The organism is Velazquezella soli, from assembly GCF_977018685.1.
The window spans coordinates 407,205-432,708 of the sequence record NZ_CDRNXF010000005.1 but is presented as its reverse complement, the minus strand read 5'-3'; the positions used below and the strand labels follow the sequence as shown (position 1 = coordinate 432,708).

Annotated in this window: 21 protein-coding genes; 6 read left to right on the top strand and 15 right to left on the bottom strand. The window is 60.9% G+C overall.

From position 1 onward, the window contains the following. The first annotated feature begins 7 nt into the window (after positions 1–7). Positions 8–1,021: an Lnb N-terminal periplasmic domain-containing protein gene (locus tag AC0JZ8_RS22460; protein ID WP_471893616.1), complete on the top strand. Its 1,014-nt coding sequence runs from the start codon at positions 8–10 to the stop codon at positions 1,019–1,021. Between the two features lie 24 nt (positions 1,022–1,045). On the opposite strand, the gene AC0JZ8_RS22455 is transcribed toward AC0JZ8_RS22460, so the two are convergent. From AC0JZ8_RS22455 to AC0JZ8_RS22420, 8 genes are all read right to left on the bottom strand, one after another. Further along, positions 1,046–2,773: a M14 family metallopeptidase gene (locus AC0JZ8_RS22455; protein ID WP_471893615.1), complete on the bottom strand. Its 1,728-nt coding sequence runs from the start codon at positions 2,771–2,773 to the stop codon at positions 1,046–1,048. A 31-nt stretch (positions 2,774–2,804) separates the two neighbouring features. Further along, positions 2,805–3,653, bottom strand: a complete 849-nt coding sequence (locus AC0JZ8_RS22450) for an ABC transporter permease (protein ID WP_062459423.1) — start codon at positions 3,651–3,653, stop codon at positions 2,805–2,807. Positions 3,654–3,659: 6 nt separating this feature from the next. Beyond that, a complete protein-coding gene (locus AC0JZ8_RS22445) occupies positions 3,660–4,583 on the bottom strand; it encodes an ABC transporter permease (protein WP_209899138.1) in 924 nt (307 codons plus the stop codon). A 67-nt stretch (positions 4,584–4,650) separates the two neighbouring features. Further along, a complete protein-coding gene (locus AC0JZ8_RS22440; RefSeq protein ID WP_471893614.1) occupies positions 4,651–6,183 on the bottom strand; it encodes an ABC transporter substrate-binding protein in 1,533 nt (510 codons plus the stop codon). Between the two features lie 42 nt (positions 6,184–6,225). Continuing rightward, complete coding sequence (locus AC0JZ8_RS22435) at positions 6,226–8,043, bottom strand: ABC transporter ATP-binding protein (RefSeq protein WP_471893864.1); 1,818 nt, start codon at positions 8,041–8,043, stop codon at positions 6,226–6,228. A gap of 2 nt (positions 8,044–8,045) precedes the next feature. Next, on the bottom strand, positions 8,046–9,812 hold the full coding sequence (locus AC0JZ8_RS22430; protein WP_174197640.1) for an acetyl/propionyl/methylcrotonyl-CoA carboxylase subunit alpha: 1,767 nt from the start codon (positions 9,810–9,812) through the stop codon (positions 8,046–8,048). Then, positions 9,809–11,407, bottom strand: a complete 1,599-nt coding sequence (pxpB, locus tag AC0JZ8_RS22425) for a 5-oxoprolinase subunit PxpB (RefSeq protein ID WP_471893613.1) — start codon at positions 11,405–11,407, stop codon at positions 9,809–9,811. Before pxpB ends, AC0JZ8_RS22430 begins: the two co-directional genes overlap by 4 nt. A gap of 45 nt (positions 11,408–11,452) precedes the next feature. Beyond that, a complete protein-coding gene (locus AC0JZ8_RS22420) occupies positions 11,453–12,220 on the bottom strand; it encodes a LamB/YcsF family protein (RefSeq protein ID WP_471893612.1) in 768 nt (255 codons plus the stop codon). Positions 12,221–12,527: 307 nt separating this feature from the next. Between AC0JZ8_RS22420 and AC0JZ8_RS22415 the strand changes: the two genes are divergently transcribed. After that, positions 12,528–13,190: a GntR family transcriptional regulator gene (locus AC0JZ8_RS22415; protein WP_471893863.1), complete on the top strand. Its 663-nt coding sequence runs from the start codon at positions 12,528–12,530 to the stop codon at positions 13,188–13,190. A 4-nt stretch (positions 13,191–13,194) separates the two neighbouring features. On the opposite strand, the gene AC0JZ8_RS22410 is transcribed toward AC0JZ8_RS22415, so the two are convergent. The 4 genes from AC0JZ8_RS22410 to AC0JZ8_RS22395 form a co-directional block, all read right to left on the bottom strand. After that, complete coding sequence (locus AC0JZ8_RS22410) at positions 13,195–14,175, bottom strand: L,D-transpeptidase family protein (protein ID WP_471893611.1); 981 nt, start codon at positions 14,173–14,175, stop codon at positions 13,195–13,197. 109 nt (positions 14,176–14,284) lie between these two features. Further along, positions 14,285–14,881, bottom strand: coding sequence for a hypothetical protein (locus AC0JZ8_RS22405; RefSeq protein ID WP_471893610.1), 597 nt, complete (start codon positions 14,879–14,881; stop codon positions 14,285–14,287). Then, positions 14,878–16,068: a glycosyltransferase family 4 protein gene (locus AC0JZ8_RS22400; protein WP_471893862.1), complete on the bottom strand. Its 1,191-nt coding sequence runs from the start codon at positions 16,066–16,068 to the stop codon at positions 14,878–14,880. The genes AC0JZ8_RS22405 and AC0JZ8_RS22400 overlap by 4 nt, the downstream gene beginning before the upstream one ends. Further along, positions 16,068–17,138, bottom strand: a complete 1,071-nt coding sequence (locus tag AC0JZ8_RS22395; RefSeq protein ID WP_471893609.1) for a glycosyltransferase family 4 protein — start codon at positions 17,136–17,138, stop codon at positions 16,068–16,070. The genes AC0JZ8_RS22400 and AC0JZ8_RS22395 overlap by 1 nt, the downstream gene beginning before the upstream one ends. Positions 17,139–17,169: 31 nt before the next feature. Between AC0JZ8_RS22395 and AC0JZ8_RS22390 the strand changes: the two genes are divergently transcribed. Genes AC0JZ8_RS22390 through AC0JZ8_RS22375 form a run of 4 tightly spaced genes read left to right on the top strand, consistent with a single transcriptional unit; the run spans position 17,170 to position 21,880 of the window. After that, a complete protein-coding gene (locus AC0JZ8_RS22390) occupies positions 17,170–19,236 on the top strand; it encodes an HAD-IIB family hydrolase (RefSeq protein WP_471893608.1) in 2,067 nt (688 codons plus the stop codon). Further along, positions 19,218–20,081: a glycosyltransferase family 2 protein gene (locus tag AC0JZ8_RS22385; RefSeq protein WP_471893607.1), complete on the top strand. Its 864-nt coding sequence runs from the start codon at positions 19,218–19,220 to the stop codon at positions 20,079–20,081. Before AC0JZ8_RS22390 ends, AC0JZ8_RS22385 begins: the two co-directional genes overlap by 19 nt. A gap of 12 nt (positions 20,082–20,093) precedes the next feature. Further along, the gene (locus AC0JZ8_RS22380) at positions 20,094–21,230 is read left to right on the top strand and encodes a glycosyltransferase (protein ID WP_209899180.1); all 1,137 of its coding nucleotides are present in this window, start codon (positions 20,094–20,096) and stop codon (positions 21,228–21,230) included. Between the two features lie 2 nt (positions 21,231–21,232). Further along, entirely contained in the window at positions 21,233–21,880 is a 648-nt protein-coding gene (locus AC0JZ8_RS22375; protein ID WP_062459464.1) for a hypothetical protein, read from the top strand. A 30-nt stretch (positions 21,881–21,910) separates the two neighbouring features. Here the strand turns inward: AC0JZ8_RS22375 and AC0JZ8_RS22370 are convergent, their stop codons facing one another. From AC0JZ8_RS22370 to AC0JZ8_RS22360, 3 genes are all read right to left on the bottom strand, one after another. Continuing rightward, the gene (locus AC0JZ8_RS22370; RefSeq protein ID WP_471893606.1) at positions 21,911–23,707 is read right to left on the bottom strand and encodes a sensor histidine kinase; all 1,797 of its coding nucleotides are present in this window, start codon (positions 23,705–23,707) and stop codon (positions 21,911–21,913) included. Positions 23,708–23,844: 137 nt separating this feature from the next. Beyond that, positions 23,845–24,252, bottom strand: coding sequence for a response regulator (locus AC0JZ8_RS22365; protein ID WP_062459470.1), 408 nt, complete (start codon positions 24,250–24,252; stop codon positions 23,845–23,847). 13 nt (positions 24,253–24,265) lie between these two features. Further along, positions 24,266–25,375 carry a PAS domain-containing protein gene (locus tag AC0JZ8_RS22360; RefSeq protein WP_062460446.1) on the bottom strand — a complete coding sequence of 370 codons (1,110 nt, stop codon included), beginning with the start codon at positions 25,373–25,375 and terminating at the stop codon, positions 24,266–24,268. Between the last annotated feature and the right edge of the window lie 129 nt (positions 25,376–25,504).

Genomic DNA, 25,504 nt, shown 5'->3' with positions numbered 1-25,504 from the left:
CACCGATTTGCGCCGAGCATTCCACTTCCTCGCCCTGACGGGCGTTTTCATCGTCATTCTACTCGTCTCGGCGTGGTCATCGCTGGCACTGTGGTACCGTCTGCCATTGCCACTCCCGGCAAGAGCGGTGTTCGCTGCGCTGTTTGCCGCTCTCGGTGTCTGGACCATCGTCTCTGTGATCTGCCACCGATGGCGGGCTCCAACGGGCGTGTTCTCGGTGGCCTTCGCGATCGTGCTTTCGTGGTGGTTCACGCTCGCGCCCCCAGCGGTAGGGGACTGGTCGCCGGACGTTGCGCGACAGGTCACCGGAACGATTTCGGGCGACACGTTGACCCTGAACGGTGTGCGGGACTTTACCTGGAGAAGCGATACCGATTTCACCGAAAACTGGGAAACGAAGACGTATGATCTGACGACGCTGACGTCGGTTGATCTCTTCATGTCCTACTGGTCGGGACCGCTGATGGGCCACATGCTGGTCAGCTTCGGCTTCTCGAATGGCAAGCACGTCGCCTGGTCCGTCGAGGTCCGCCGCAAGCGCGGAGGCGCGTTTTCGCCGATTGCGGATCTCTTCAAGAGCAATCCGCTTGTGATCGTCGCGGCAGAGGAGCGGGATATCATCGGGGTTCGCTCTATTGTGCGCGGTGAGGACGTCCAGCTCTACCGGGTGAACGTCCTGCCACAGACGGCACGCAATCTTCTGGTCGCCTATGTCGAGGATGCAAACAAGCTGTCCCGCCAGCCGCAATGGTACAACTCGCTGATGACGAACTGCACGACTGCGGTTGTGGCCATCGTCAGAACGCTTGGAGGCACGGTCCCTCTCGACTGGCGGCTGTATGTGAACGGCTATCTACCCGAATACGCCTACGATCAGGGCATCCTCGACACTGGGTCCCCGATGGCGGTGCTTAGGAAGCAGTCCCATATTGCCGAGAAAGCCAAGGCGGCGGGCATGTCCGAGGACTTTTCAGAGGCGATCAGGCGAGATCGGGTAACCGAACCGCCTGCAACGAACTAGACGCAGCGCCGGGAGCCTGTCACCTTACGCCGTACAGGCGTTAAGCGTCTGCCAGACATCGTAGGCCGAGATCACCGTCTCCATCTGCGCCGTATGGCCCGTGACGAAATCGTCGCCGTAGATAGTCTCGTCAGGATATTCGGTGATCAGCGTCAGCGGTACGGTATGGCGATCGTCGACGGACGACAGGCACGGGAAGCCGTTGATGATGCGGAAACCCGTCTCGCCGGCATGGGTTTCGTAGAGTGCGATCTGGCGATTGTTGTAATCGAGAATGCCTGGAATTGCGCCGAGATGGCGGGTGACGTGGTCGAGTATGGCTTCGGCCTGCTGCGTCCAGCCGGCGTGGTGGCGCATGATCAGGAAGAAACCCTTCGGCAGCGTCCACATGCCAAAACCGCGCGGCACGTAGCCGGAGAGCGGCCGCGTCCATTCATGCGACGGATAGCCGTGCAGGTTGATATGCAGCTGGGCCTTGCTCAGTTCCTGCGCCGTGAAGCGGATTGCCTTCTCGTTCAGATGCGCGCCGGAGTTTTCCAACGTCCGGTATTCGAGATCGTCGCCGAGCGCCGTGTAGCGGGCGGCGTGATGCATGTGGCGCGGGTTATCGACACGCAGGCGTTGGTGCAGCGCGTAGCCATCCGGGTTCTCGATCGGCGAGATGGTGAAATGGGCGCCGGCACGCTGCTTGAGCGCACGGGCAGCGCGGATCGCGCCGACAATGCCGGTCGTCTCGTTCGGATGCTGGCCGCCGCTGATCATGACCGCCGCGTCGCTGCCTCTGACGTAACGCGCCGAGAGAACGCGGCCGGAGCGCGACCGGGCATCGAATTCCTCTCCGCCGATCTCCGACAGCAGTCTCGACATCTGCGACACGGCCGGTGGCTCGCTGGCCGTGTCGATTGCCTGTTCCGGGCCATCCTGGAAACCTGTGCTCAGCGGCCGGGTTTCGACACGCACGCTGATCTCACCGTTGCTGCGCACGATCTCCGGCACGATCTGGCCGGGCTTCAGGCCACGGTCGCCGAGCGGACGGCCGGACTTCTTCTGGAAGAATTCCAGCAGCGAGAAATAGAAGTCCTCGTGCAGCGCCTCGCGAAGGCTGACGACTTCGTCGCCAACCGCCAGCGGCATGTCTTCCGCCGGATGGGAAACGGCGATGTTGAGTTCTTCGAAATAGGGTTCTTCGTTGCCCCAGTCGTGGTATGCGATCGCCTCGATTGCAAGGCCGAACAGGCGCTCGTAATCCGTCTCCAAGCGCTCGCCGGTGGCGCCATCGCGGCTGATCCAGCCGGTCGGGGAAAGATTGGTTTCCCCGACCGCATCGGTATGCACGCGGTTCGGCGCCTGAACCTTCAGCGTTTCCGTCTCGCCCTTACGCGTAAGAGTGACGTCGTAGACCAGTTCGTCATCGTCGCGGGCAATGAAGTCGATCTTGGCATCTCCGACAAGTGCCGCAAGCGGATAGGCTTCGAGCCGGAAACGGTTGGCGGGGGCGTTGGCATGGATCGGGTAGCGCACCTCGATCGCGGTGACGCCTTCAAGGTCGATCTCTTCCAGAAACGCGAACAGAAGCGGCTTGTAGCCGCTGCGGATCCGCGCCGTGACGCCTTTGTCCTTCAGCGCCTGTTCTGCAGCGCGGCGGCTCTTCGTGTCGTCGAATGTCCAGGCCTCGATGGACTGGCCGGGCGCAGCGCTTGCAACCAGCGTGTTGAGCGTACGCTCCAGTTTGGTTTCAAAGATCGAAGTCATGACGCTTAACCCTTGTTGAATGCCGTGCTGGTTAGCGGGACGTGCGGCCGGTCGGATCGAGGCTGTCGCGCAGCCAGTCTCCGAGGAGGTTGAGCCCGAGCACCGTGAGCAGGATCGCAAGGCCCGGGAAGACGCTGACCCACCATGCGGTCTGCAGATAGGTTCGGCCATCGGCCAGCATGCCGCCCCAGCTTGGAATGGTGGGATCGACGCCGAGGCCGAGGAAGGTCAGGCTGCTTTCGAGCAGAATGTTGTTGGCGACATTGAGCGTCATCAGAACGATCACCGGTCCGATCAGGTTCGGCAGCAGGTGCTGGATGATGATGCGCCAGTCCTTCACCCCGATCGCGCGGGCCGAGAGGACGAACTCGCGCTCCCTCAGCGTCAGCACCGAGCCCCGTACCAGACGGGCATACTGCACCCATTGCGACACAATCAGAAGGATGATCGTGTTGGTCAGGCTTCCGCCGACGATGGCGATGAATGTGATAGCGAGCAGAATGAACGGCATCGCGAGCTGCAGGTCGGCAAAACGCATCACCAGCATGTCCCAGAAACCGCGGTAATAGCCGGCGATCAGGCCTACCAGCACGCCGAAGACGACGGCGCCGATGACGGAGGTGAAGCCGACCAGGAGCGAGATCTTTCCGCCGGCAACGACACGCGCCAGCACGTCGCGGCCCAGCGGATCGGTTCCGAACGGATGAGCGGCGGTCGCAAAGGGTTTGGCGAGCCGCGCCATCAGGTCGATCTTGTCGGCGCCGCCCGGAAACAGCAGGTCGGAAAACAGCACTGCGAGGCAGATGACGACGGTGAGGGACATGCCGAGAACGAATTCGAGGCTTGCGAAGCGCCACCGGCTAGAGGTTTTTGTTGCCATTGCCGGTTACTCCGTGCGGATGCGGGGATCGACGAGGCCATAGGCGATGTCGACCAGAAGGTTGATGCCGACGATCATCAGCGACAGAACGGTGATGACGGCCTGAAGCACGGGAAAGTCGCGGGCGCCGACGGCGTCGAAGGCAAGCGTGCCCAGTCCCGGCCAGTTGAAGACACGCTCGATGACGACGATGCCGCCGAGCAGGCCACCGAACTGCAGGCCGAAATAGGTGATCAGCGGAATGGCGCAGTTGCGCAGCGCGTGCTTGTAGAGAACCTTGCTCTCGCTCAAGCCTTTGGCGCGCGCGACCATGATGTATTGCGACTGCAGCGTTTCCAGCATCGAGGTGCGGACAAGACGCACATTCGTCGCGGTCAGGATCACGCCCATGGTGACGGCCGGCATGACATAGCTCGAAAAGCCCGACATGCCGCTTGGTGGCAGCCAGCCGAGCGTGATGGAGAACAAGAGGACCAGCATGGTGGCGAGCCAGAAATTCGGAAACGACAGGCCGATCAGCGAGAAGATGCGGATGGCCTGGTCGGCAGCCTTGCCGCGCGAGGTGGCAGCCTTGATGCCGAGCGGGATCGAAAGCGCGATCGACACGAACATCGAGATAAAGGCGAGCAGCAGGGTCGCCGGCAGGGCATTGCCGATCAGCATCGAGACCGACGTGCCGCCGGAAAAGCTGCGACCGAAATCGAGCGTGACCAGCCCCTTCATGAACGTCCAGTACTGGACGAGGAACGGCTGGTCGGTTCCGAGCGCTGCGCGAATGCGCGCCAGATCGTCTTCCGTCATGCTGCCGCCGCCCTGGAACATCGTGACGGCCGGATCACCGGTCAGGCGAATGGCGAACGAGACGATGAGCGTGATGGCGATGACGACGAAAATTGCCTGTAGCATTCGCTTGATGAGGAAACCGGCCACTGTGTTGTCCTTAAGGAGAAGTTCGGCCCCGCCCGGGTTGGCCCGGGCGGGGTGGCTTTTCAGATGACTACTCGACGGTGACGTCGGTCAGCTTCAGGCGGTTGTCCGGGGGCGCGATGAAGCCCTTGACCCGCTTGTTGATGCCGAAGATGGCGTTGCTGTTGTAGAGCGGCAGTTCCAGCGCGCGTTCCGACGCATAGGCGCCGACTTCCCGCAGGATCTTTTCGCGGGCCGCACGGTCGGTCAGCGGACGCTGCGATTCCAGCAGCTTGTCCAGCTTTTCGTCCTTATCGTACGGGTTCCACTTTTCGCCAGAGTGGTACATCGAATAGGCGGTGTTGTCGTAGTCGAAGGTCCAGCCGCCCCACTTCTGCTGGAACATCGCGCCGGTCTTGCCCTGCGGGATGATGTCGTTCAGGAGAACGTTGGTCTCATAAGGCTTGATGGTGGCGGTGATGCCGACCATCGACAGGTAGCTCGAAATGACCTGTGCCACTTCGTTCATCGTCGCATCATTGCCGCGGATATCGATCTGCAGCGTCGCACCCGTCTTCACGCCGGCTTCGGCAAGCAGCTTCTTGGCGCCCGCCGGATCGTAAGGGATTGCCTTCAAGTCTGGATCGAAGCCGAAGGAAAGCGCGCTCTGGAAGCTGGTGATCTCTGAGGCCTGGCCGGCGAGGATCGACTTGACGATCGTGCCGCGATCGACAGCCATGATGATCGCCTTGCGCACCTTCGGGTCGGCGGTGATGCCGTCGCGGGTGTTGAAGCGCAGCGCATCGACGGTCGGGCCGGGAACGGAAACGATTTCCAGCTTGTTGTCGCCTTCGATGACCGGCAGCATGCCGATCGGAATGGTCGGCGGGATGACCAGATCGACGCGACCGGCCTGAAGTTCGGCAACGGCGGTCGAGGGTTCTGCGATAAAGCGGAACTGGAGTTCCGACAGCTTCGGCGCACCGCCCCAATAGTCGGCGTTCGCTTCGAGCTTGATATCGACCTTGGGCTGGTAGGACACGAACTTGAACGCGCCCGTGCCGACCGGGTTGAGGTTAAAATTGTCCTCACCCTTTTCCTGGATGTATTTCGGCGGAACGATCATGGCACCGTAACCGGCAAGCTTGGTCAGAAGAACCGGATCGGCAGCCTTGAGCTTCAGGTCAACCGTATAGTCGTCGATGACGTCGATGCTCTCGATCGAGATGTAGTTCGAACGCTGCGGACCCTTGGCACCCTGTTCGCCGAGAAGGCGCTCGAAGGTGAACTTGACGGCGGCTGCGTTGAAGGGCTCGCCGTTGTGGAACTTCACGTTCTGGCGCAGCTTAAAACGGATGCGCTTGCCTTCGTCGAGTTCTTCCCAGGATTCAGCCAGACCCGGAACCAGCTTCAGGTCCGGACCACGATAGGTCAGTCCGTCGAAGATGTTGGTGGCAACGGCTGCCCACTGCACGAGAAACGTATCGATCGGATCCCAGCTGCCCGGATCCTGCGGGCTCGAAATGGTCAGCTTTCCGGCAGCGAAGGCAGGCGCCGACGCAAAGGCAGTCGAGAGCGCAAGCGCCACTGCGGTCGCCTTCAGTCCCCGTTTGATTGTTGTCATTGATCTGTTCCTCTTCAGATGGTTGCGATTGTGTCGCTGGTTTCAGGCGCTCTTCGCGACGAAGTGGCCTGGATTAATTTCCTCGTGCACGAGGATGGCGGGCTCGTCACCGACGCGCCTCACCGGATTGGGAATTTCGCCCTCGATCATCGCCGACTGGCGGGCAACGGTCGGATCGGCGACCGGTACCGCGGACAGAAGGCGACGGGTGTAATCGTGGGCAGGCGTTTCGAAAACCTGGCGTCGTGAGCCAAGTTCCATGATCTGGCCAAGAAACAGAACCGCGACGCGGTGGCTCATTTTCTCGACGACGGCCATGTCATGGCTGATGAACAGGTAGGCGAGACCGCGTTCGGCCTGCAGATCCATGAACAGGTTGATGATCTGTGCCTGGATCGACACGTCGAGCGCCGACAGCGCTTCGTCGGCAATGATCAGCTTCGGATCGGAGGCAAGCGCGCGGGCAATGCAGACGCGCTGCCGCTGGCCGCCGGAAAACTCGTGCGGGTAACGGGTTGCCACGTCGGAGGTGAGGCCGACACGTTCCAGAAGTTCGTCGACGCGGCGGCGGACAGCCTTTGAGTCGGAGATCAGGCTGTGGGTGTTGATCGGCTCTGCAATCGAGAAGCCGACGGTCTTGCGCGGATCGAGCGAGGCGAAGGGATCCTGGAAAATGTACTGCACATCCTGGCGCAGGCGGAAGCGCTCGGCAGCCGACATGGACGAGAACGTGCGACCGTTGAAGGCGATGTCGCCCGACATGGCAGACTGAAGCTGCTGGATTGTCCGGCCGATCGTCGACTTGCCCGATCCGCTTTCGCCAACCAGTGCCAGCGTCTCACCGGGGTTGATGTCGAAACTCACTTTCTGCACGGCGCTCAAGCGATGGGTGGCCTTGCCGAACAGGTTTTTCTTGATGTCGAAGCGGACGTAGAGATCCTTGACCGACAGGAGCGGCGTTGCGCCATTCTTGACCGTGTCCTGGATCCGCTCCTCGCCGACGACGGTCGGCTTGCCATCCTGCAAAATGGTCAGCGGCAGACGCTTGGGGAAAGCCTCTCCCGTCATGCTGCCGAGCTTCGGCACTGCGGAAAGCAGGGCCTGGGTATAGGGGTGCTGCGGGTTGGCGAAGATCTCGCGAACCGGGCCTTCCTCGACTTTCTTACCCTTCCACATGACGACGACATGGTCTGCCATTTCGGCAACGACGCCCATGTCATGGGTGATGAACACCATGCCCATGCCGAGGGTCTTCTGCAGATCGCGCATGATGTTGAGGATCTGCGCCTGGATGGTGACATCAAGCGCAGTCGTCGGCTCGTCGGCAATCAGCAGCTTCGGGCGGCAGGCAAGCGCCATCGCGATCATCACACGCTGCCGCATGCCACCGGAAAGCTGGTGCGGATAGCGGGTCAGAAGTTCTTCAGAGTCGGGCAGTCGCACCATGTCGAGCAGCCGGCCGGCCTCAGTCAGGGCCGCGCTCTTGCTCATCTTCTCGTGCAGGACAAGCACTTCGCAGATCTGGTCGCCGATGGTGAAGACCGGGTTGAGCGAGGTCATCGGCTCCTGGAAGATCATGGCGATCTCCTTGCCGCGGACCGACCGCATCTCTTTCTGACTAGCTTGCAACAGGTCGCGGCCGTTGAACATGATACGACCGGACGCATAATTCGCACCCATCATGTCGGCGAGACGCATGGTCGACAGCGAGGTCACCGACTTGCCCGAACCGGACTCGCCGACGACCGCGACCGTCTGGCCGGCCTCGACGGTAAAGGATAGGTCGTCGACGACGCGGCTCGCGCCGAATTCGACGCTCAGGCGTTCGACCGACAGGAGCGGCTTGCTGTTTTCGGTCATGCTCATGTCCGCGTCTCCGTCTTGCTAGTGGTTCCGGGGTCGTCCGGGGCGATACGGGCAATGACTGCGCCGGCAGTCTGGGAGGATCCGGCCTTTGCCAGTAGGCTGATGATACCGTTAACAGGTGCGGTGACGGCGGTTTCCATCTTCATCACGTCCATCATGGCAACAACCTCGCCTTCACGGACGGCTGCGCCATCCTCGACATTCCATTGCACGAGCAGGCCTGGAACCGAGGCGCGAACAGCGCCGGCATCATTCTCGGCAGCGTCCGGTCCGGCGCTCGATGCCGTCGCAGGCATCTGGCCTAGCAGGCGAAGGAAATTATCGGGAATGCCGATCTCGACACGTTTGCCGTCGATCTCGACATGGCCGCGAAGAAGCCCGCTGGCGGATGCCGGGGCAGGGCGGGCAGCGTCTTCGAGCGTCTCGGCGAAATCCGTTTCGATCCAGCGCGTGTGAACGCGGAAGTCCGTGCTCGAGAAATCCGCATGATCGAGCACCGCACGGTGGAACGGCAGGACGGACGGCACGCCTTCGATCGTGAATTCGCTGAGCGCGCGGCGGGCACGGGCAATGGCCTGATCGCGCGTCGCACCCCAGACGACGAGCTTTGCAGCCAGCGAGTCGAACATCGGCGGAATGACCGAACCTGTCGTGACGCCGCTATCGAGACGTACGCCCGGCCCCGATGGCGCCGTGAAATTCGAGATCTCGCCGGCGGACGGCAGGAAGCCGCGACCGGGATCTTCCATATTGATGCGGAATTCGATCGCGTGGCCACGCGGCTCCGGCATCGTGGTCACGCTGATCGGCAGGCCTTCGGCAATGCGGAACTGTTCGATGACGAGGTCGAGACCGGTAGTCTCTTCGGTGACCGGATGTTCCACCTGCAGGCGGGTATTCACCTCGAGGAAGGAGATGACGCCATCGGCGCTGAGCAGGAATTCGACTGTGCCGGCACCGGTATAGCCGGCCTCCGCGCAGATATCGCGCGAGGCCGCGTGGATCGTTTCGCGCTGCTCGTCCGAGAGGAAGGGGGCTGGCGCTTCCTCGACGAGCTTCTGGTTACGACGCTGCAGCGAGCAATCGCGGGTACCGACGACAACCACATTGCCGTGGCTGTCGGCCAGAACCTGAGCTTCGATATGTCTTGGGCGGTCCAGGAACTGCTCGACGTAGCACTCACCACGACCGAAGGCCGCGACCGCTTCGCGCGTAGCCGATGAGAACAGTTCTTCGACCTCATCGAGATCGCGCGCGATCTTCATTCCGCGTCCGCCACCGCCATGCGCCGCCTTGATGGCGATCGGCATGCCGAATTGCCGTGCGAAAGCCAGGGCCTCGGCAGGCGAGGTGATCGCGCCGTCGCTACCGGCAACCAGCGGTGCGCCGACCTTTTGGGCGATCGCGCGGGCCTGGAGCTTGTCGCCGAGCGCCTCGATCACGTGAGGGGCAGGGCCGATCCAGATCAGCCCGGCATCGATGACAGCCTTTGCGAATTCCGCGCGCTCGGAGAGAAAGCCATATCCCGGATGCACGGCGTCGGCGCCGGAGCGCTTTGCGACGGCGATCAGCTTCTCGATGTCGAGGTAGGTTTCCCGGGCCGTGGCACCGTTCAGGGAATAGGCCTCATCGGCCTGCGCCGCGAACATCGCATCGGCATCGGCGTCCGCGTAGACGGCAACCGAGGTCAGGCCGTAATCCTTGCAGGCCCGAATGATCCGTACCGCGATCTCGCCGCGGTTAGCTATCAGAACCTTCTTCATGGGTATTTTCCTAAGATGGACCGGGGAGCGAAGGCGCTGATCGCGTTGAAACGGATCTTCGCTCCGACAGGGATCTGGCCTGCGAGATCGAGATGATGGCGGGCGACATTGGCAATGACCGGATAACCGCCGGTCAGCGGATGATCGGCAAGGAACAGCACCGGCTGACCGCTCGCCGGCACCTGAAGCGCGCCGCGCACGGTCGCCTCGCTCGGCAACTCTGCGTGGTTCTGGCGCTCCAGCGCTTCGCCTGAAAGACGGATGCCGACCCGGCTTGATTGCGGTGTCACCGACCATTCCTGGGACAGGAAATTCTCGACGGCGCTTTGTGTGAACCAGTCGGTGCGCGGCCCCATCACTACGTCGAGAACGACGGTTTCGCCTGCGACCGGCATGTCGAACGCCGGTAGTTCTGACGCAGCAACAGTCGATCCGGGCGCGGGTGGGAGAATTCCGATAACGGCGCCCGCGCCAGGTGCTGCAGGCCCGATCTGCGCCAGGGTATCCGTCGCCGCGCTGCCGAGAACCGGCGTCACGTCAAAGCCGCCGCGCAGTGCCAGATAGGAGCGCATGCCGGCTGTCGGTTGCCCGAGCGAAACGATGTCGCCGTCATCGAGCGCGATTGCTTCGCCATGGGCTACCGACAGCTTTCGGCCAAAGGTGGTGACAATCGTGATCGGCGTGAATGCACCCGTCACCGCAATCACGCCGCGGCCGCGCATGCGAAAACGGAAGCCGCCAAGCGAGATCTCCAGCGCCGGCGTGCCGACCGGATTGCCGACGAGGCGGTTGGCGGCCTTGAAACTGCTGCGATCGACTGCGCCAGATACGCTGATGCCCTGGTTTGCTTGACCAGCGCGGCCGAGATCCTGAAACAGGACCGGCAGGCCGACGGCCAGAACCTCGATTGCGCAGTTTGAATAGCTTGCCGCGACAGGAGCAGTCGCAGTTTTCGCAGGGGCCGAAACTTCGTAGGCTTTGTCGGCCGCCATATCGCGAAAACGCACGCGACTTCCCGGCTGGAGAAGCGAGGCGGGTGCGCGATCGATATCGAACATGGCAAGCGGCGTCCTGCCGATCAGCTGCCAGCCGCCTGGGCTGGTCTTGGGATAGATGCCGCTGAATTCGCCGGCAAGGCCCACCGCTCCTGCCGGAACTCGTGTCCGGGGAGACTTGCGCCGGGGTACGTTGAGCCGTGGATCGCCGCCCGACAGATAGGCGAAACCCGGTGCAAAGCCCGTGAAGGCCGCGACATACTCGCTTTCGCCATGCATGCGAATGACTTCAGTGACGCTCACTCCCAGGATGGCGGCAACTTCGCCAAGATCTTCGCCATCGTAGCGAACCGGGATTTCGACCAGCGGGCCGGACGCCGCCTTGCGCTCGCCACCCGAGAGTGCGGCAACCGCATCCGTCAGCGCTTCGTTGGAGATCACGCTCGGATCAAAGGAGATCAGAAGCGTCCGCGCTGCCGGAATGATCTCACGGATACCGTCGACTGGGTTGGTTTCCAGCGCATCGAACAGCGCCAGCGCCTCGGCCAGATCGGCGAGTTCGACCAGAATGCTGTCGTCACGCACGGGCAGAAAGCGCATGGATGTATCACGAGGCATGGACGGGGGAGCGATATGCATGTCGGGTTATACGGCCGGCGCGAAGGGCTGGACGGCATGGCCGGACTTTTCCAGAAGCGCGCGCAGCCGCTGCGCGATCACGACTGCGCCTGGGCTGTCGCCATGCACGCAGATGGACTGCGCATCGATCTGCGTCATCGTTCCGTCGATGGCCTCGATCACACCGTCGCGGACCATGCGCAGCATCCGCTGGGCCACGAGTTCGGGATCATGCAGGACCGAGCCTTTTTCGCGGCGGGAGACAAGGTTGCCTTGCGGCGTATAGGCGCGATCGGCAAAGGCCTCGGCAACGACGGTCAGGCCGGCACTACGGGCCTGCTCAACCAGCTGTGAACCGGCCAGCGCCATCAGCACCAGCGAAGGATCGATGGCCCGGATTGCGGCGATCACATCGGCTGCCTGCCGCGCGTCGATGGCGATCGTATTGTAGAGCGCGCCATGCGGCTTCACATAGGTAACCCGGGTGCCGGCCGCCTTGGCCAGGCCCTGCAGCGCGCCGATCTGATAGATCACGTCGCCAATCAGTTCTTCGCTCGAAGGATCCATGTTGCGACGGCCAAAGCCTGCCAGATCGCGATAGCCGACATGCGCACCAATCGCCACGCCACGTTCTGCGGCGGCCTTCACCGTCTTGAGAATCCCTGCCGGATCGCCGGCGTGGAAACCACAGGCAACGTTGGCGCTGCTCACCACGTCGAGCATGGCGGAATCGTCGCCCATCTTCCAGGCGCCGAAGCTCTCGCCCAAGTCACTGTTGATGTCGATGGTCAGCATACTGTCCGCGCGCCCTCATCCTCGTTGACTAGACGCTAACAAAGGCGAACAATGCTGTCCAGAGTGTTGAACAATTTTTATATGTTGCTCTACAGTTAGGCAAATGCGCAATAATGATGCGTCACCCGCGTTTTGCACGGTTTAGTGGACCATGCGGGTTCGAGTTCGGCTCATTTCGCTTGTGGAGGGGTTCGAAGCGCTTTACCGAAAATTGAGGAGATCCGGAGCGAGGGGCAAAGGCTTGGCTGAACGCAAACTGCAAGGCGCTGATAAAGGCGTGCTTTCTGTTCCAGACGGCAACGGTCCAGTGATTGCGCGTCCGGGCGAGCCGGTGCAGACGCTTGCCGAAAGCGTTGCTAGTCGTATCCGCGATCAGGTTATCTCCGGCAGGCTTACCCCCGGCAGCCATCTTTCAGAATTGACTCTCAGCGACGAGATGCAGGTATCACGCAACACGTTGCGCGAAGTATTCCGCATTCTGACCAAGGAAGGGCTGCTGCGATACGAAGCCAATCGGGGCGTTTTCGTTTCGACGCCCAGCATGGCAACAATCATCGATATCTACCGCGTCCGGCGGGTCATCGAATGCTCGGCAATTGCCAATGCGCATCCGCGCCATCCGGGCGTGGCCAAGATGCGGGCGGCCGTCGAGGCGGCGGCACTCTCGCGGGAGACGAAGGACTGGTTGAGCGTCGGGACTGCCGATATCGCATTCCATTCCGCCGTCGTCGAACTCGCGGACAGTTCACGCCTTTCGGCCTTCTACGCACAGATATCGCTGGAACTGCGGCTCGTCTTCGGCCTGCTGCGCGATCCGGAGCTGCTGCATGGTCCGTTCATCGACCAGAACCTCGAGATCCTCAACGAACTGGAAGCGGGTCGCGCGCAGGAAGCATCCATCATGCTCGAGGCCTACCTTCTGCGCGCCGAACGGCTCATTCTGGGCGCCTATGCGCGCGTGACGAAGTAACGCTTTAGTCTTCGAATTCGACCATCACGCCGGGCTTCACCATGCTGGCCAGTTCCTCGGCGTCCCAGTTCGTGAGACGCACACAACCGTGCGAGCCCGCCTTATCGATCAGCGACGGCTCCGGCGTTCCGTGAATGCCATAGGTCGGCTCCGACAGATCGATCCAGACCGTTCCGACAGGATTGTTGGCACCGCTCGGGAGTGTGAGCTTGGACTTGTTTTGTCCCTGCTGGAAGTTGATTTTTGGATTGTATTCATAGGTCGGGTTACGGGCGACGCCGTTGACCTTATGCTTGCCGGAGGGCGAAGGATTATCCTCGCTCCCGATCGTGGCCGGATAAACCGCGACGATAGCATCCTGATCGTCGTAAGCGACCAGCTGTCCTTCCTTGCGGCGAGCTTCTATCCGTTTGACGACGCCGGCCCGGGGCGCGCCAATGTTAGCGACCAAGATGGTTTCCCCGGCCTCAAATTTCGCCGATGGGTTCAGCGCACGCACGAGGTCCACGTCCATATGGAACCGCTCGGCGAGCTTTTCAGCGACGCTGGTAAAGCCAAGATGCTCCATCTTGGCCTGTTCGGCATAATCCTTTGGAATCTCGGCGACGATGTCTGCAGCATCATCGGGATCGATCTGGTATGGACCGACGACATGCTGATCGTCCGCCAGACGCGTAACCACGTCGGGGTCGACTTTCCCGTCGACGGGAAGGCTCTGGAGAGCTTCGAAACCCGCGACAGCCTTGCGAACATTGTTTCCGTCCAGGCCGTCGATCACGCCCGGGGAAGCGCCGGCGCGATCGAGGAGAACCTGAAGGTGAATGATCGCGGGATCCGGGGAAGGCTTCTCCTGCTGCTGGACGGGCTCTGGCGGAACAGCCGCAATATTCGCGTTGTTGACCGCCTCAGCGGTCAATTCCTGCGCTTGCGCGGCTCCGAATGTGATTGAGGATAGAAGCGAGACGAGCAGGATTTTGTTTTTCATGGCGTTAGAAGGCGTGAGTCCGACCGAAGTTCCGTCCATTTAGAAATTCTGGTCGGGCAAGCGGCTTGGACAGCCACAGAACGCGCCAGCCGTTATCCTGACGACGGGTTTACAGCCCGCGAATATCGAGCCGTCCCGACTTCTGCATGTCTTCGAACCAGCGCTTTTCGGCGGCCCAGGCATGACCGTCCCAGCCTTCGAACGAAAAGCCCGCCACGATCACAGGAGGTGCATCTTCCGGGCGATCGAGGAGGGTTTCGAACGCATAGACAAAGCCCGAGCTCAAGGCTGCGTCCGGCGCCGCGCCACGTGCCTCCAGCTCCTGTCGGGCCTGATCGTGAACGGATTGCTCGATATAGCGCACGCGTTTTCCGATGCCCTCCAGCAACGACGTCAGCTCCAAGGCGCCGCATTCGTCGCCGGGATCCGAACTCGGCGGAAAAACCAAGGTAATCAGTGCGGCTTTTCGCATCGCGGGGCGATTGGTGAACTCCGGGTCGGCCAGCCATTCGGTCGCCTGTCCGCCGCGGCTGACGAGAACCAGTTCGGAGATCTCCGTCCCCGAGACGTCCATGAACCCAGCGGTATTGTTGAAGCGCGTGACCCAGTCACAGCGATCCGTCATATGCCCGGCATCGACGAAGTCAGGGCAGTTGCCGATGATCGCGATATGGCTTTCGTCTCGGATGTTTGTCTCGTCCTTCAAGATCTTGCCTTTCCAGACTTGGCTATTGCCTGCCGGTAGAGCGCCATGGTCTCGCGACCGAGATAGGGTCTATCGAAACGGCCGGCGGCCAGCACGGCGCGGTGATGCAGTTGTTCGCGCAGTTGTGGCGACTGGATAAGGGATCGCAATGAGGCTGCGATGGCCTGGGGAAGCGTTCGTTCCGCGAGTAGCCCGGCTCCGGTCGCTCCGACGAATTCCCGCGCGCTCGGATCTTCAGCCGATGCGACCACGGGCCGCCCGAACGCAATCGCCTCCTGGTAAACCAGTCCGAAGCTTTCGTATCGCGACGGTGCCGCAACGATATGAGCCTGCCGATAGAGGTCGTGAAGCATTTCGTCGGGTTGGCGGCCCAGGGCGGTTACCCGTTCGCGCGCACGAGCGCTCATCTGCGACGGCAGATCGACGGACGGCACGCCGAGCAGATTGACGTGAAACGGAGGAAGTGTTCCGGAAGCGACTTCGGCGGCCAGAATTTCTACCGCACCCATCAGCTCTGCAAAACCCTTGCGCTGTTCCGCACGTCCGACGAACAGGATTCTGACAGGTTCCTCTCCAGCCGGGTAGGGCGATGACTGTGCCGTCTTCAGCAATTCAGGCGGCAGCGAAAGACCGATCGTCCGATGCGGTATTTGGCTATCGATCTTATAGAGGTCGACGATCCGTCGACCGTGTTCGTCCGTATTGGAGATCAGCCCGGCGCTCGACCCTGCCTGCTTCTTTTCCAGCAAGTCCGCAGCCGCCGCGTCCAGCTTGTCTCGAACCGGCAGCTCAGCCATCCTGCTCCAGGCAGCGGGCGTCGAATTGCGCGTCACAAGCGCAAATCCGTGGCGACCCGTCAGCAAACTCGCTGGCGCGTACCAGTTGGTTGCTTCCACCACGTCGAAGGGCTTTGCCGCATGATCACGCAAAACGGCCTGTCGGAACCGCAGCGGTGCGGCGGCGTGACCGATCGCAGCCCATTTGCGCAGGCGGCCGATACGGGATTGATCCGGGATATCACAACCGACGACGCGAACGCCGTCTATGTCCTCGGCTCCCGAGCGATCGAGCGTAAAGACAGTCACGTCGCAGCCCTCGCCAGAGAGCGCCATAGCGATCTCCCTAGCCGCCGTCGAAAGTCCGCTTGGAGACGGCGGGTAGTCCCAGGCGAGAAGCGCTGTCCGCATCACGACTTCAGCATCCTCTTGTATATCTCGATATAGTCCCGCGCCATGCGGTCTGCGGTAAAGCGCTCCTCGAACCGGGCGCGGATGCGGCGGCGATCGAGGCTTCCCACCTTGTTGACCGCTTCGACTGCCTGCGCTTCGTTCTCGACAATAAAGCCGGTGACACCGTCTTCCACCACTTCGGAGACCGAACCCCTGTTCCACGCAATCACGGGCGTACCGCAGGCCATCGCCTCGATCATGACCAGACCGAACGGTTCCGGCCAGTCGATCGGAAACAGCAGCGCTGCCGCACCGCGGAGCAACTCGCTCTTGGCCGCATCACCGACCGGGCCGACATACTCGACACCATCGCCAAGCTTCGGCCGGACATAGGTGTCGAAATACAGCGGATTGCCGACGTCAACCGTACCGGCGAGCTTGATGGGGTGACCGCACTCGACCGCAACGTCGATTGCCTTGTCCGGCCGCTTCTGGTCGGTCATGCGCCCGATGAAGGCGAGATAGGACCCGGGCTCGAAGGAGGGCTCGAAGCGGTCTCCGTCGACGCCGTGAAGGACGACGCCGGCGCGGTTGGCTTCTGGGATCCCACGTTGCTGGGACGCTGAAATGGCCGCGACCGGCAGGTCGGGGAAGGCATTGAAGAACAGCTTCCGGTCAAGCTCGTCGACGCGCCAATGGATCGTTGTCAGCGATTTCGAGCGCTGATCGCCCAGCAGGGTCGCGTGAAAGAACTCGCCGTGGAAATGCAGGATGTCGAACTCGTCGAGCCGCTGGCGAACCTCATCCAACGTCACGCTTTCGAGCACTGCCGGTATCGAAGGCGGCACGGTGCCGTGTTCGCTCTCCAGAAACTGCAGGCTCGGCAGGGACCCGATACGGGTGACCGGCGTGGTGCTGTCGGATGCCGCAAACAGGGTAACCTCACAACCCTGGCGTTGCATCGCTACGCAGAGATCGTGGATCACACGCTCCGTTCCGCCATGATCGCGGGGAGGAACGGGGAAGATACTTGGTGCAACCTGCGCAACCCTTATCGGCTTCGGGAGTTCCGGTGCGCATTCTAGCATTTTGTATCCTTGTTGCTCAGAAAGGTTGTGTATGTTCGTTCTTCATGTCGCACTTCAAGGGTGTCTGCGCGGAAATAATGTCGAGTATGGGCTAACGGCCGATACCGGCGGGCATATCCGCTACTTGATGGATCTTGTCGGCGCCTGTGAAGCCTCTGACACCGACTCCAAAATAGTGATCGCAACGCGTGCCTTCGAAGGCCACGGCGAGGACTATCAGCGGCCTTCCGAGGCCGTGAGCCCCCAGATTTCGATTGTACGGTTGCGTACCAACCGCCCCGATTATGTCAGCAAAGAGGATATGCATGCAGAGGTTGCATCCTTTAGCGACGCGCTGATCGCTCACCTTCGCGAACATGGGCTTCCTGACATTGTCCATGCGCATTACGCCGACGCTGCGGTCGTCGCTGCGCGGATCAAAACAGAGTTGGGCATTCCTTTCGTTTTCACGGGGCATTCGCTCGGCAGGGTGAAAATTGCGGCCATGCCGGAAATCGCATCGGATGCATCCATGACGCATCGTCTTGCGGCGGAAGAATGCGCGCTTGCAGAGGCGTCCCTGATCATTGCGTCCTCGCGCGACGAGGCTGAGCTGCAGTACAAAGGATATGACAACTACGACGCCGGCACAATCCGCGTGCTTCCGCCCGGCAGCGACCTCGATGCTTTTCAGGGCGCCCAGTCATCGGAAACTGTCGAGGTCCAGCTCGCTCGTTTCCTCGCTGAACCTGAAAAGCCTGTGTTGCTTGCCATCGCGCGCCCGGTCACCAAAAAGAACCTGATCGGGCTTGTACGGGCCTACGGAAAGTCGCCAGCGCTCCAGGAAGCTGCGAACCTCGTGATCCTCGCCGGCAACCGCTGCGAAATCGACGAGCTCGAACCGGATCTCGCGGACAACCTGCGCGAAATCCTTCATCTCGTCGATACCTACGATCTGTACGGCAAGATCGCCTATCCGAAGATGCATCGACCGGATCTGGTGCCAGCCTATTATGCCTATGCTCGCGATCGCGGTGGCATTTTCGTCAATCCGGCACTCAACGAACCGTTCGGATTGACGCTCCTGGAAGCCTCGGCCGTTGGTCTGCCCTTGATCGCGACAGACAGCGGCGGCCCCAATGATATCGTCGAGACCTGCGGCAACGGTGTGTTGATAGACCCGCGCGACGAGGACGGTCTTGCTTCCGCCGCGCTGAAAATCCTGGGCTGCTCCGAAACGTGGCAGACTTACTCCAAGGCCGGCGAACGTGCTGTCGCCTGTTATGACTGGGCGCGACATACCGAACGGTATCACGGCCTGCTCTCGGAGCTGATCGACAAGCCCGCAGCCAAGACGGAAAAGCCCTCGCAGCTACTGATCAGCGACATCGACAACACTCTGGTGGGATCGGTTCCGCATCTGCATGCCTTTGGCAATTGGCGGCGACAGCAGAGTGGATTGTCGTTCGGGGTCGCGACCGGTCGTTCCTTCCACAGCGCCATGGCCATTCTCGAACAGGAGGATGTGCCGAGGCCGGAAGTCATGATCACCTCGGTCGGATCCGAGATCTATCACCTGAGCGAGAACGGCGTCTCCTACGAGTATGACCGGCATTGGGCCGAGCGCATCGCCGAGAACTGGGACCGAAGCGGCATCGAGAGAGTTCTGCGCAAGGCAGGCTTCCTCACCCCGCAGGCGTCGCTCGAACAGCGCGATTTCAAGCTCAGCTATTTCAGTGACGGCTCGAGCGGCGTCGTGGCACGCATCAAGGAACTGCTGGAAAAGGCCGGTTTGCGCGCGTCGGTGATCCACAGCCATCGACGGTACCTCGACGTCCTGCCGCTCAAGGCATCGAAAGGTACGGCCGTTGACTACGTCCGTCGTGGTGCTGGACTGTCTGAAAACATGGTGTTCGTCGCCGGCGATTCCGGCAACGATATCGAGATGCTTCAGGCCATCCCGCAGTCGATCATCGTCGCCAACTACTCGGATGGACTGGCCACGCTTCCTGCACTCAGCCATTCCTATATCGCCTCAGAAACCCATGCGGCAGGCATCATCGAAGGCGTTCTCCACTTCCGCAGACAGGCGGAGGCTGAATGTCTCTCAGTATCCTGACCCTGGTTCGTGGCCGCGAGCGACATCTCGCCAACCTGATGCGCAGCCTTGGGGAGCAGTCGTGCCTTCCCAAGGAGCTCGTGATCGCCTGGATGCAGCCGGAGCCTTTCGAGGATCTGCCGAGCCTGCCGTTTCCGGTCAAGCACGTGTTCGTCGAGGGAGAGGACTTGCCTCTTGCCAAGGCGCGGAACGCGGCGGCAAACGCGGCGTCGGGGGAAACACTCATGTTTCTCGATGTTGACTGCATCGCGTCGCCAACGGTTGTTGAATCCTACTTTGCCGCCTTGAACGAGCATGACGGGATCTGTCTGAGCGAAGTTCTGTATCTGCCTGCCGAAGTGACCGACTTCCGGGGAGACTACGGTGTGCTCGAGCTCGGCAAACCGCATGTCTCCAAGCCTCGGTTTCCTGAATTCGGCCGTGTCGAGCAGGAACCGGATGGCGGCCAGCTTTGGGGCCTGTCCTTCGCGCTGCGAAAAAGCACGTGGCAAGCGATCGGCGGTATGGATGAGCGCTTCGTCGGTTATGGCGGGGAAGAAACCGACTTCGCCGCATCGGCAGAGCAGGCCGGAGTGAAGACCTACCGGGTGGGTGGCGCGCGCGTCTACCACCAGCATCACCCGGTCCTCATACCGCCTCTGCACAACTTCGACCCGATCCTTCGCAATGCCCGCCTCTTTCAGGAAAAGCATGGCCGCTGGTGCATGGGCTACTGGCTTGGCCAGTTCCGCGAGGCGGGGCTGATCCGATGGGAGGAGGATGGCGATGCGCTGGACGTCCTGCGCTTTCCGGACCCGACTGAAATTGAGGCCGCGCGACAGCCCGGTACCGTTCTGTATTCATAGGAATTATCGAGTATGAAAAAGCCAATCGCGTTTTTCGCCCATCATCAGGGCCGCGGACATGCCAACCGTATTATGGCCATTGCCGAGCATTTCAGCCAGGACAGGCAGGTCTCTGTTCTGACGGCCGGGCCGGACTATTTCGAGTCCGTAAGCTCAAGCGTCGAGGTCGTCGCGCTGCCGAACATGATCGGCGAAACGGTCCCGACCGCGCGGCTGTTCGATGAGCCTACACCATCGGTCATGCACTGCGTTCCCTTGGGCCTGCCGTCGATGCGGAAAACGATGCGCACCATCGTCGAGCATCTCGACGACCGCGATATTGGTCTGTTTGTCGTGGACGTGTCGTCGGAGATCGGAATGTTGGGTCGGATCTGCTCCACCCCAACAGTTCAGATGCGCCTCCACGGCGACCGCAACGACGTCGGTCATATCGGATCCTACGAAGCGATGGTCGGCATTCTGGCGCCGTTCGACGAGCGTATGGAGCAGCAGGACTATCCGCGCCATCTTCGCGACAAGACGTTCTATACGGGTGGTCTTTGCACCACCCGCGATCAGGTTCTGTCCCGTGCAGAGGCACGCCAGAGACTTGGGCTGCCCTCGGATCAGAAGATCGTGCTGGTCATGACAGGTGGCGGCGGCAGCGGCACGCCCTATGCGCCGCTGACGATTGCCGCACGGGCCGTCCCGGATGCGCTGTGGCTCGTCGCCGGTCCTGTTCTGCGGGAAGGCCATGAGACGGATTTCCCCAATTTGAAGGAACTCGGCTGGGTCGACAACGTCACGGACCATATCGCAGCGGCCGATATCGTTGTGGCCTCCGCTGGCGACAACACGGTTCATGAGATTGCGCGTGCGGCCCGGAAATTCGTGGTGATGCCCGAATGGCGGTATTTTTCCGAACAGCATCGCAAGGCATCCGAGCTCGTCCGACTTGGCGCAGCGGTTTCCGCTCCATACTGGCCGGGAGATTACGAGGGATGGCGGGGGCTTCTGCAGCGTGCCGAAGAGCTCGACACGGAAGCACTTGCAACTCTGCACGAGCCGGCCGCTGCGGCCAGGGCCGCAAACTGGCTGGAAGAGCTCTGCGACCAGCTCTGGATGGGTGGTGCGCAGCGTATTGCAAGCCCGTTGCTCAAGGTCGTCTGATCATGGTCACGTTGACGACCGTCCTGCGCTCCGGGGGGCGCTACGAGCCGATCTGGGTGGAACGCCTTGCCCGCGGGGCGAGGCGGCATATTGCAGGCCTTGATCGCATCGTCTGTGTCACGGATTTCAATGAGGCAATGGACGGTGTCGAGACAGTCAAATTTCGCCATGACTGGCCGAAGTGGTGGTCGAAATTCGAGGCTTTCCGTCCCGAGCTCTCCGACGATGTCAACATACTCTGCGACCTGGACACGATCTTCATGTCCTCGGCCAGCGAGCTTGCATCAAAAGGCGATGCCGTTGTGATGGAGGATCATTTCCTGAAGTCTCGAGCGTCGACCGCGTTGATGCGCTGGAACAAAGACGATTTCTCGTTTCTGTACGAGCGGTTCAAACGCGATCCGGATCACTGGATTGCGCCGGGCAGTTGCGGAACCGTTCCCAACTCCGTGCACGGCGACCAGGTCGTGGTCGACCATTTCCTACGCGACCAGCAACCGTTCCCGGGCTTCATCCAAAACGAGTATCCTGATCTACTCGATTTCTACGATCCGGTTCGCAAGAACAGCGGACCGGTACTGATCTTCATTGGGGATTCCAAGCCCGATAACGCGACGGCCGACGTCAAGGACGCATGGCTGAACAGCTAGCACTGTCGGGAAGTGTTGGCTGCTGCCACCTCAGACTGTGAGCACCGCCCCGATTTGAGCCATTGACGCATCCATCTTCAGCACAAGTCCTGTGGGATTATAAGCGACATCAACAGATCCCATCGAGCCCAGGCTCGACTTGATCAGTTTTGATCCGAAACCCTTGTGCTCTGGAACGGCGACGATTGGTCCGTCCACTTCGATCCAGCTAAACTGAAGCCTGTTCTCGCCACCCTGTGGCACGACAGACCACTCGATATCGATATGGCCAACCTCGTTGGAAAGCGCACCGTATTTGACGGCGTTGGTCATCAACTCGTGAAGTACCAGGCCGAAGGACATGGCAGCCTGGGGTCCGAGCATGACGGTCGTCCCACGAACCTTGATGCGGTCGCTGTCCTGCATCCCGATATTGCAGACAGTGTTGGCCACCACATCGCGCAATTCGGCTCCGCGCCAATCCTCTTGCGTCAGCATGTCATGCGCTTTGGAAAGAGCGGAGAGGCGCGACTGGATCTTGTCGCGCGCATCGTCCACCGTCTGGGCATTGCGCAAAGACTGGGTGGTGATGGCCTGCACCACGGCAAGCGTGTTTTTGACCCGGTGCGCGAGTTCGTGCATCAGCAGCTTTTGTGTTTCTTCGGCCTGCTTACGCTCGGTGATTTCGACAGATGCACCCGAAAAACGCACGGGCTCGCCGGAGGAGTCGCGGATAAGACGGCCCTTTGCGTGGACCCAGCGAACACCGCCACCTGGCTGGATGATGCGGTATTCGTTATCGAAGGTCGACTGTCCCTCGAACAACCGCCCCAGTTCCGCTTCGAACGCTGGCATGTCGTCGGGATGGAAATTCCGAGTGTATTCCTCAAGCGGCGCGCCAGCGGCTGCGCGACCCGGTTCTACCGTATAGATCTCGGCGAAGTTGGGGTCGGCATAGATCAGGTTCGTCTTCAGATCCCAATCCCAGATGCCGACCATTGTCGATGCGCCGAGAGCAAGCTGCAGGCGCTCTTCGCTTCGTGAAAGCTTGTCCTGCATGGATTTGAGCTCGGTGATATCGAGCGATACGCCGCACATCGCGACGGCTTGCCCCCGGTCATCGTGGACGAGCTGGCCACGCGCGAGCACCCAGGCCACAACACCGTCGGGACGGATGACGCGGTACTGGACATCGTAGTCCGAGCTTCCTGCCAGGGTTTCCTCCACCGCGGCTTGCATGCGGGGCAAGTCGTCGGGATGGATAGCGCTCTGCAGATCGTCATAGCTGAGGGACTGGTCCCTGTGACGACCGAAGTTTTCCCGGCACACGTCAGAGGTCTGGAGTGCCATCGTCGCGAGGTCGAGCTCCCAATACCCGAGGCTTCCAGCCTCGAGAGTTTCCTTCATCCGGCGCTCGGAGCGAATAGCTGCCTGTTCCGCCTTTTTCGTTCCTGTGATGTCGCGGGAGATGGACAGGATCCGATCGGGCTTGCCGTCTCTTCCAAGGATTGGGGAAACTTTCACTTCCCACCACCGCGAGTTTCCTTTGGCCGTTTCCGCCGTCCCGACAAAGCTACAGCTACGTCCGGAGCGCGCAGCCTCAAGCGCTTCGCGCGCTGCCGCGTTCCCGTCGTCTTTCCAGAAATCAGGCCAAGGACAGTTGCGGATGGTTTCGAAATCGTCGATTTCCATGACGCGCATGCCGCCAGCGCTCATGAACGTAATGTTGCCGGCGAGGTCGATAACCTTGATACAGTCGTCGCTTGCGGACAGGATTTCCGCCATGAGAGCAACGTCCATCGTGTTTGCCAATGCGACTTCGTGCGGTCGCTGGGATACCGTGTTCATTGTGTATCCGATCGCAAGCGTATGGATATCCGTGTCGAAGTCATTGTCGGCCGTTTCTGAACTGCGAGTGCAAGGTAGCCGCGAGACGGCAGTGGGCGAATGTTGCGGGGAGTTTCCGGTAGTTCAATCAGTCTCAGTCACGGTGCAGGCGGCGCGACGATAATGCTGGGTGGAACGCTCAACCCGATGTCGCCGCGCAGAAGTCGCGCGATGTATTCGAGAGCATTCTTCAAGCCGTTCATCGTATACGGCTTTTCGATTACACCGATTGCACCCACGAAATCTTCCGGAATGCGCTTCAGGTTTCCGGTGATGAATACGTACGGGATCCCCCGGTCGGCAAGGTGCCGCCCGACTTCGAGTCCGGTCGGGCCATCGGTCAGATGCACATCGACAAAGGCAAACTCCGGTATCTGGCCTTCCAGAATGGCCAGCGCCTTTTTCCGGTTCATGGCCTGACCGATTACAGAATGGCCCGCCGCCTCGACTTCTTCTTCGAGCTCAAGCGCCAGAAGGGCCTCGTCTTCAACGATCATGATTTTCAAGCTATGCTCCATATCAGCTATCTAGCGGCAAGATGATGCGGACAGTGGTTCGCCGACCCTCTACCTCACGTTCGATCTCGGCCTCGACCTGACGGCAGCACGTCTCCAGCATCAGCCGTCCGAATTCGTTATCCTCTTCGTCGACGTCGACCGGATCGGCCGTATCGCGGACTTCGATGATGAAATGCCCGTTTGGACGATTGACCACGAGGTGGATCTCTCCACCGCCCACGCTCAATCCGCGTCGGACCGCATCGCCAATGAGTTCATTGACGATCAGAGACAGTGGGGAGGCCTTGGCGGCGGGCACAAGAACCGGTGACAGATCCATGGTGATCCGGATATCGTCGCGCCCGAGCGATCCCACAAGGTCGACAACGTGATCGCGGGCAAAGTCGGCGACATCGAAGCGACCGACGTCGTTCGACATGAAGAGCTTGCGTTGCACCGTGCTAAGGGCCTCAACACGGTTGAGGACCGACAGGAGCGTATGCCGGACCGTTTCGTCCCGTGTTTTCCTGGCCTTGAGTTTCACGATCGAAGCGATGGTCAGCAGGTTGTTCTTGACGCGGTGGTCGACCTCGTGGACGAGGGTCGTCTTTGCCTCGAGGGCTTGGGTGAGTTCTGCTGTTCGGGCAGCGACCTCCGCCTCGGCTCTCCGACGCGCCGAAGCGGACTGCATCTCCAACGTCTTGTCGTCCGTGAAATCAAGCTGCGACGCGAAGTAGTAGAGCGGATCGCCCTGATCGTCGAACACAGGGCTGATGAAAAGAGCGTTCCAAAATGTCGAGCCGTCTTTCCGGTGGTTGACGATATCGATCGCGATCGACCTCTGGTCCCTGATCGCTTCCCTTATCTTCTGAACTGCCGCTGGGTCGGTCTCGGGTCCTTGCAAAAAACGGCAGTTGCGTCCCACCAGTTCGTCCGCCGGATATCCGGTCAGGTCACTAAAGGCCTTGTTGGAAAAGATGATCGGATTGTCGTACTGGCGCGGATCCGTGATGATCATCGGCATCCGGGTTGCTTTGAATGCTGCGGAGAAGGGATCCTTGGAAGAATGCTCTGCAAGAAGCTTGTCCCCGGCGTCCTGTGCCCCCCTTTTCGCCGAGATCGAGTCGTTCATGAGCATGCCTAATTTACAATTTGCTTTCCAACGCGTGCTCTTGGCTAAATGTTCCGCGCGGTAAAGCCACACGACGGTTTGGGTGCTTTGTGTCACGCGGCCGCTTCAGACGCCGCATCTAAACAGCGC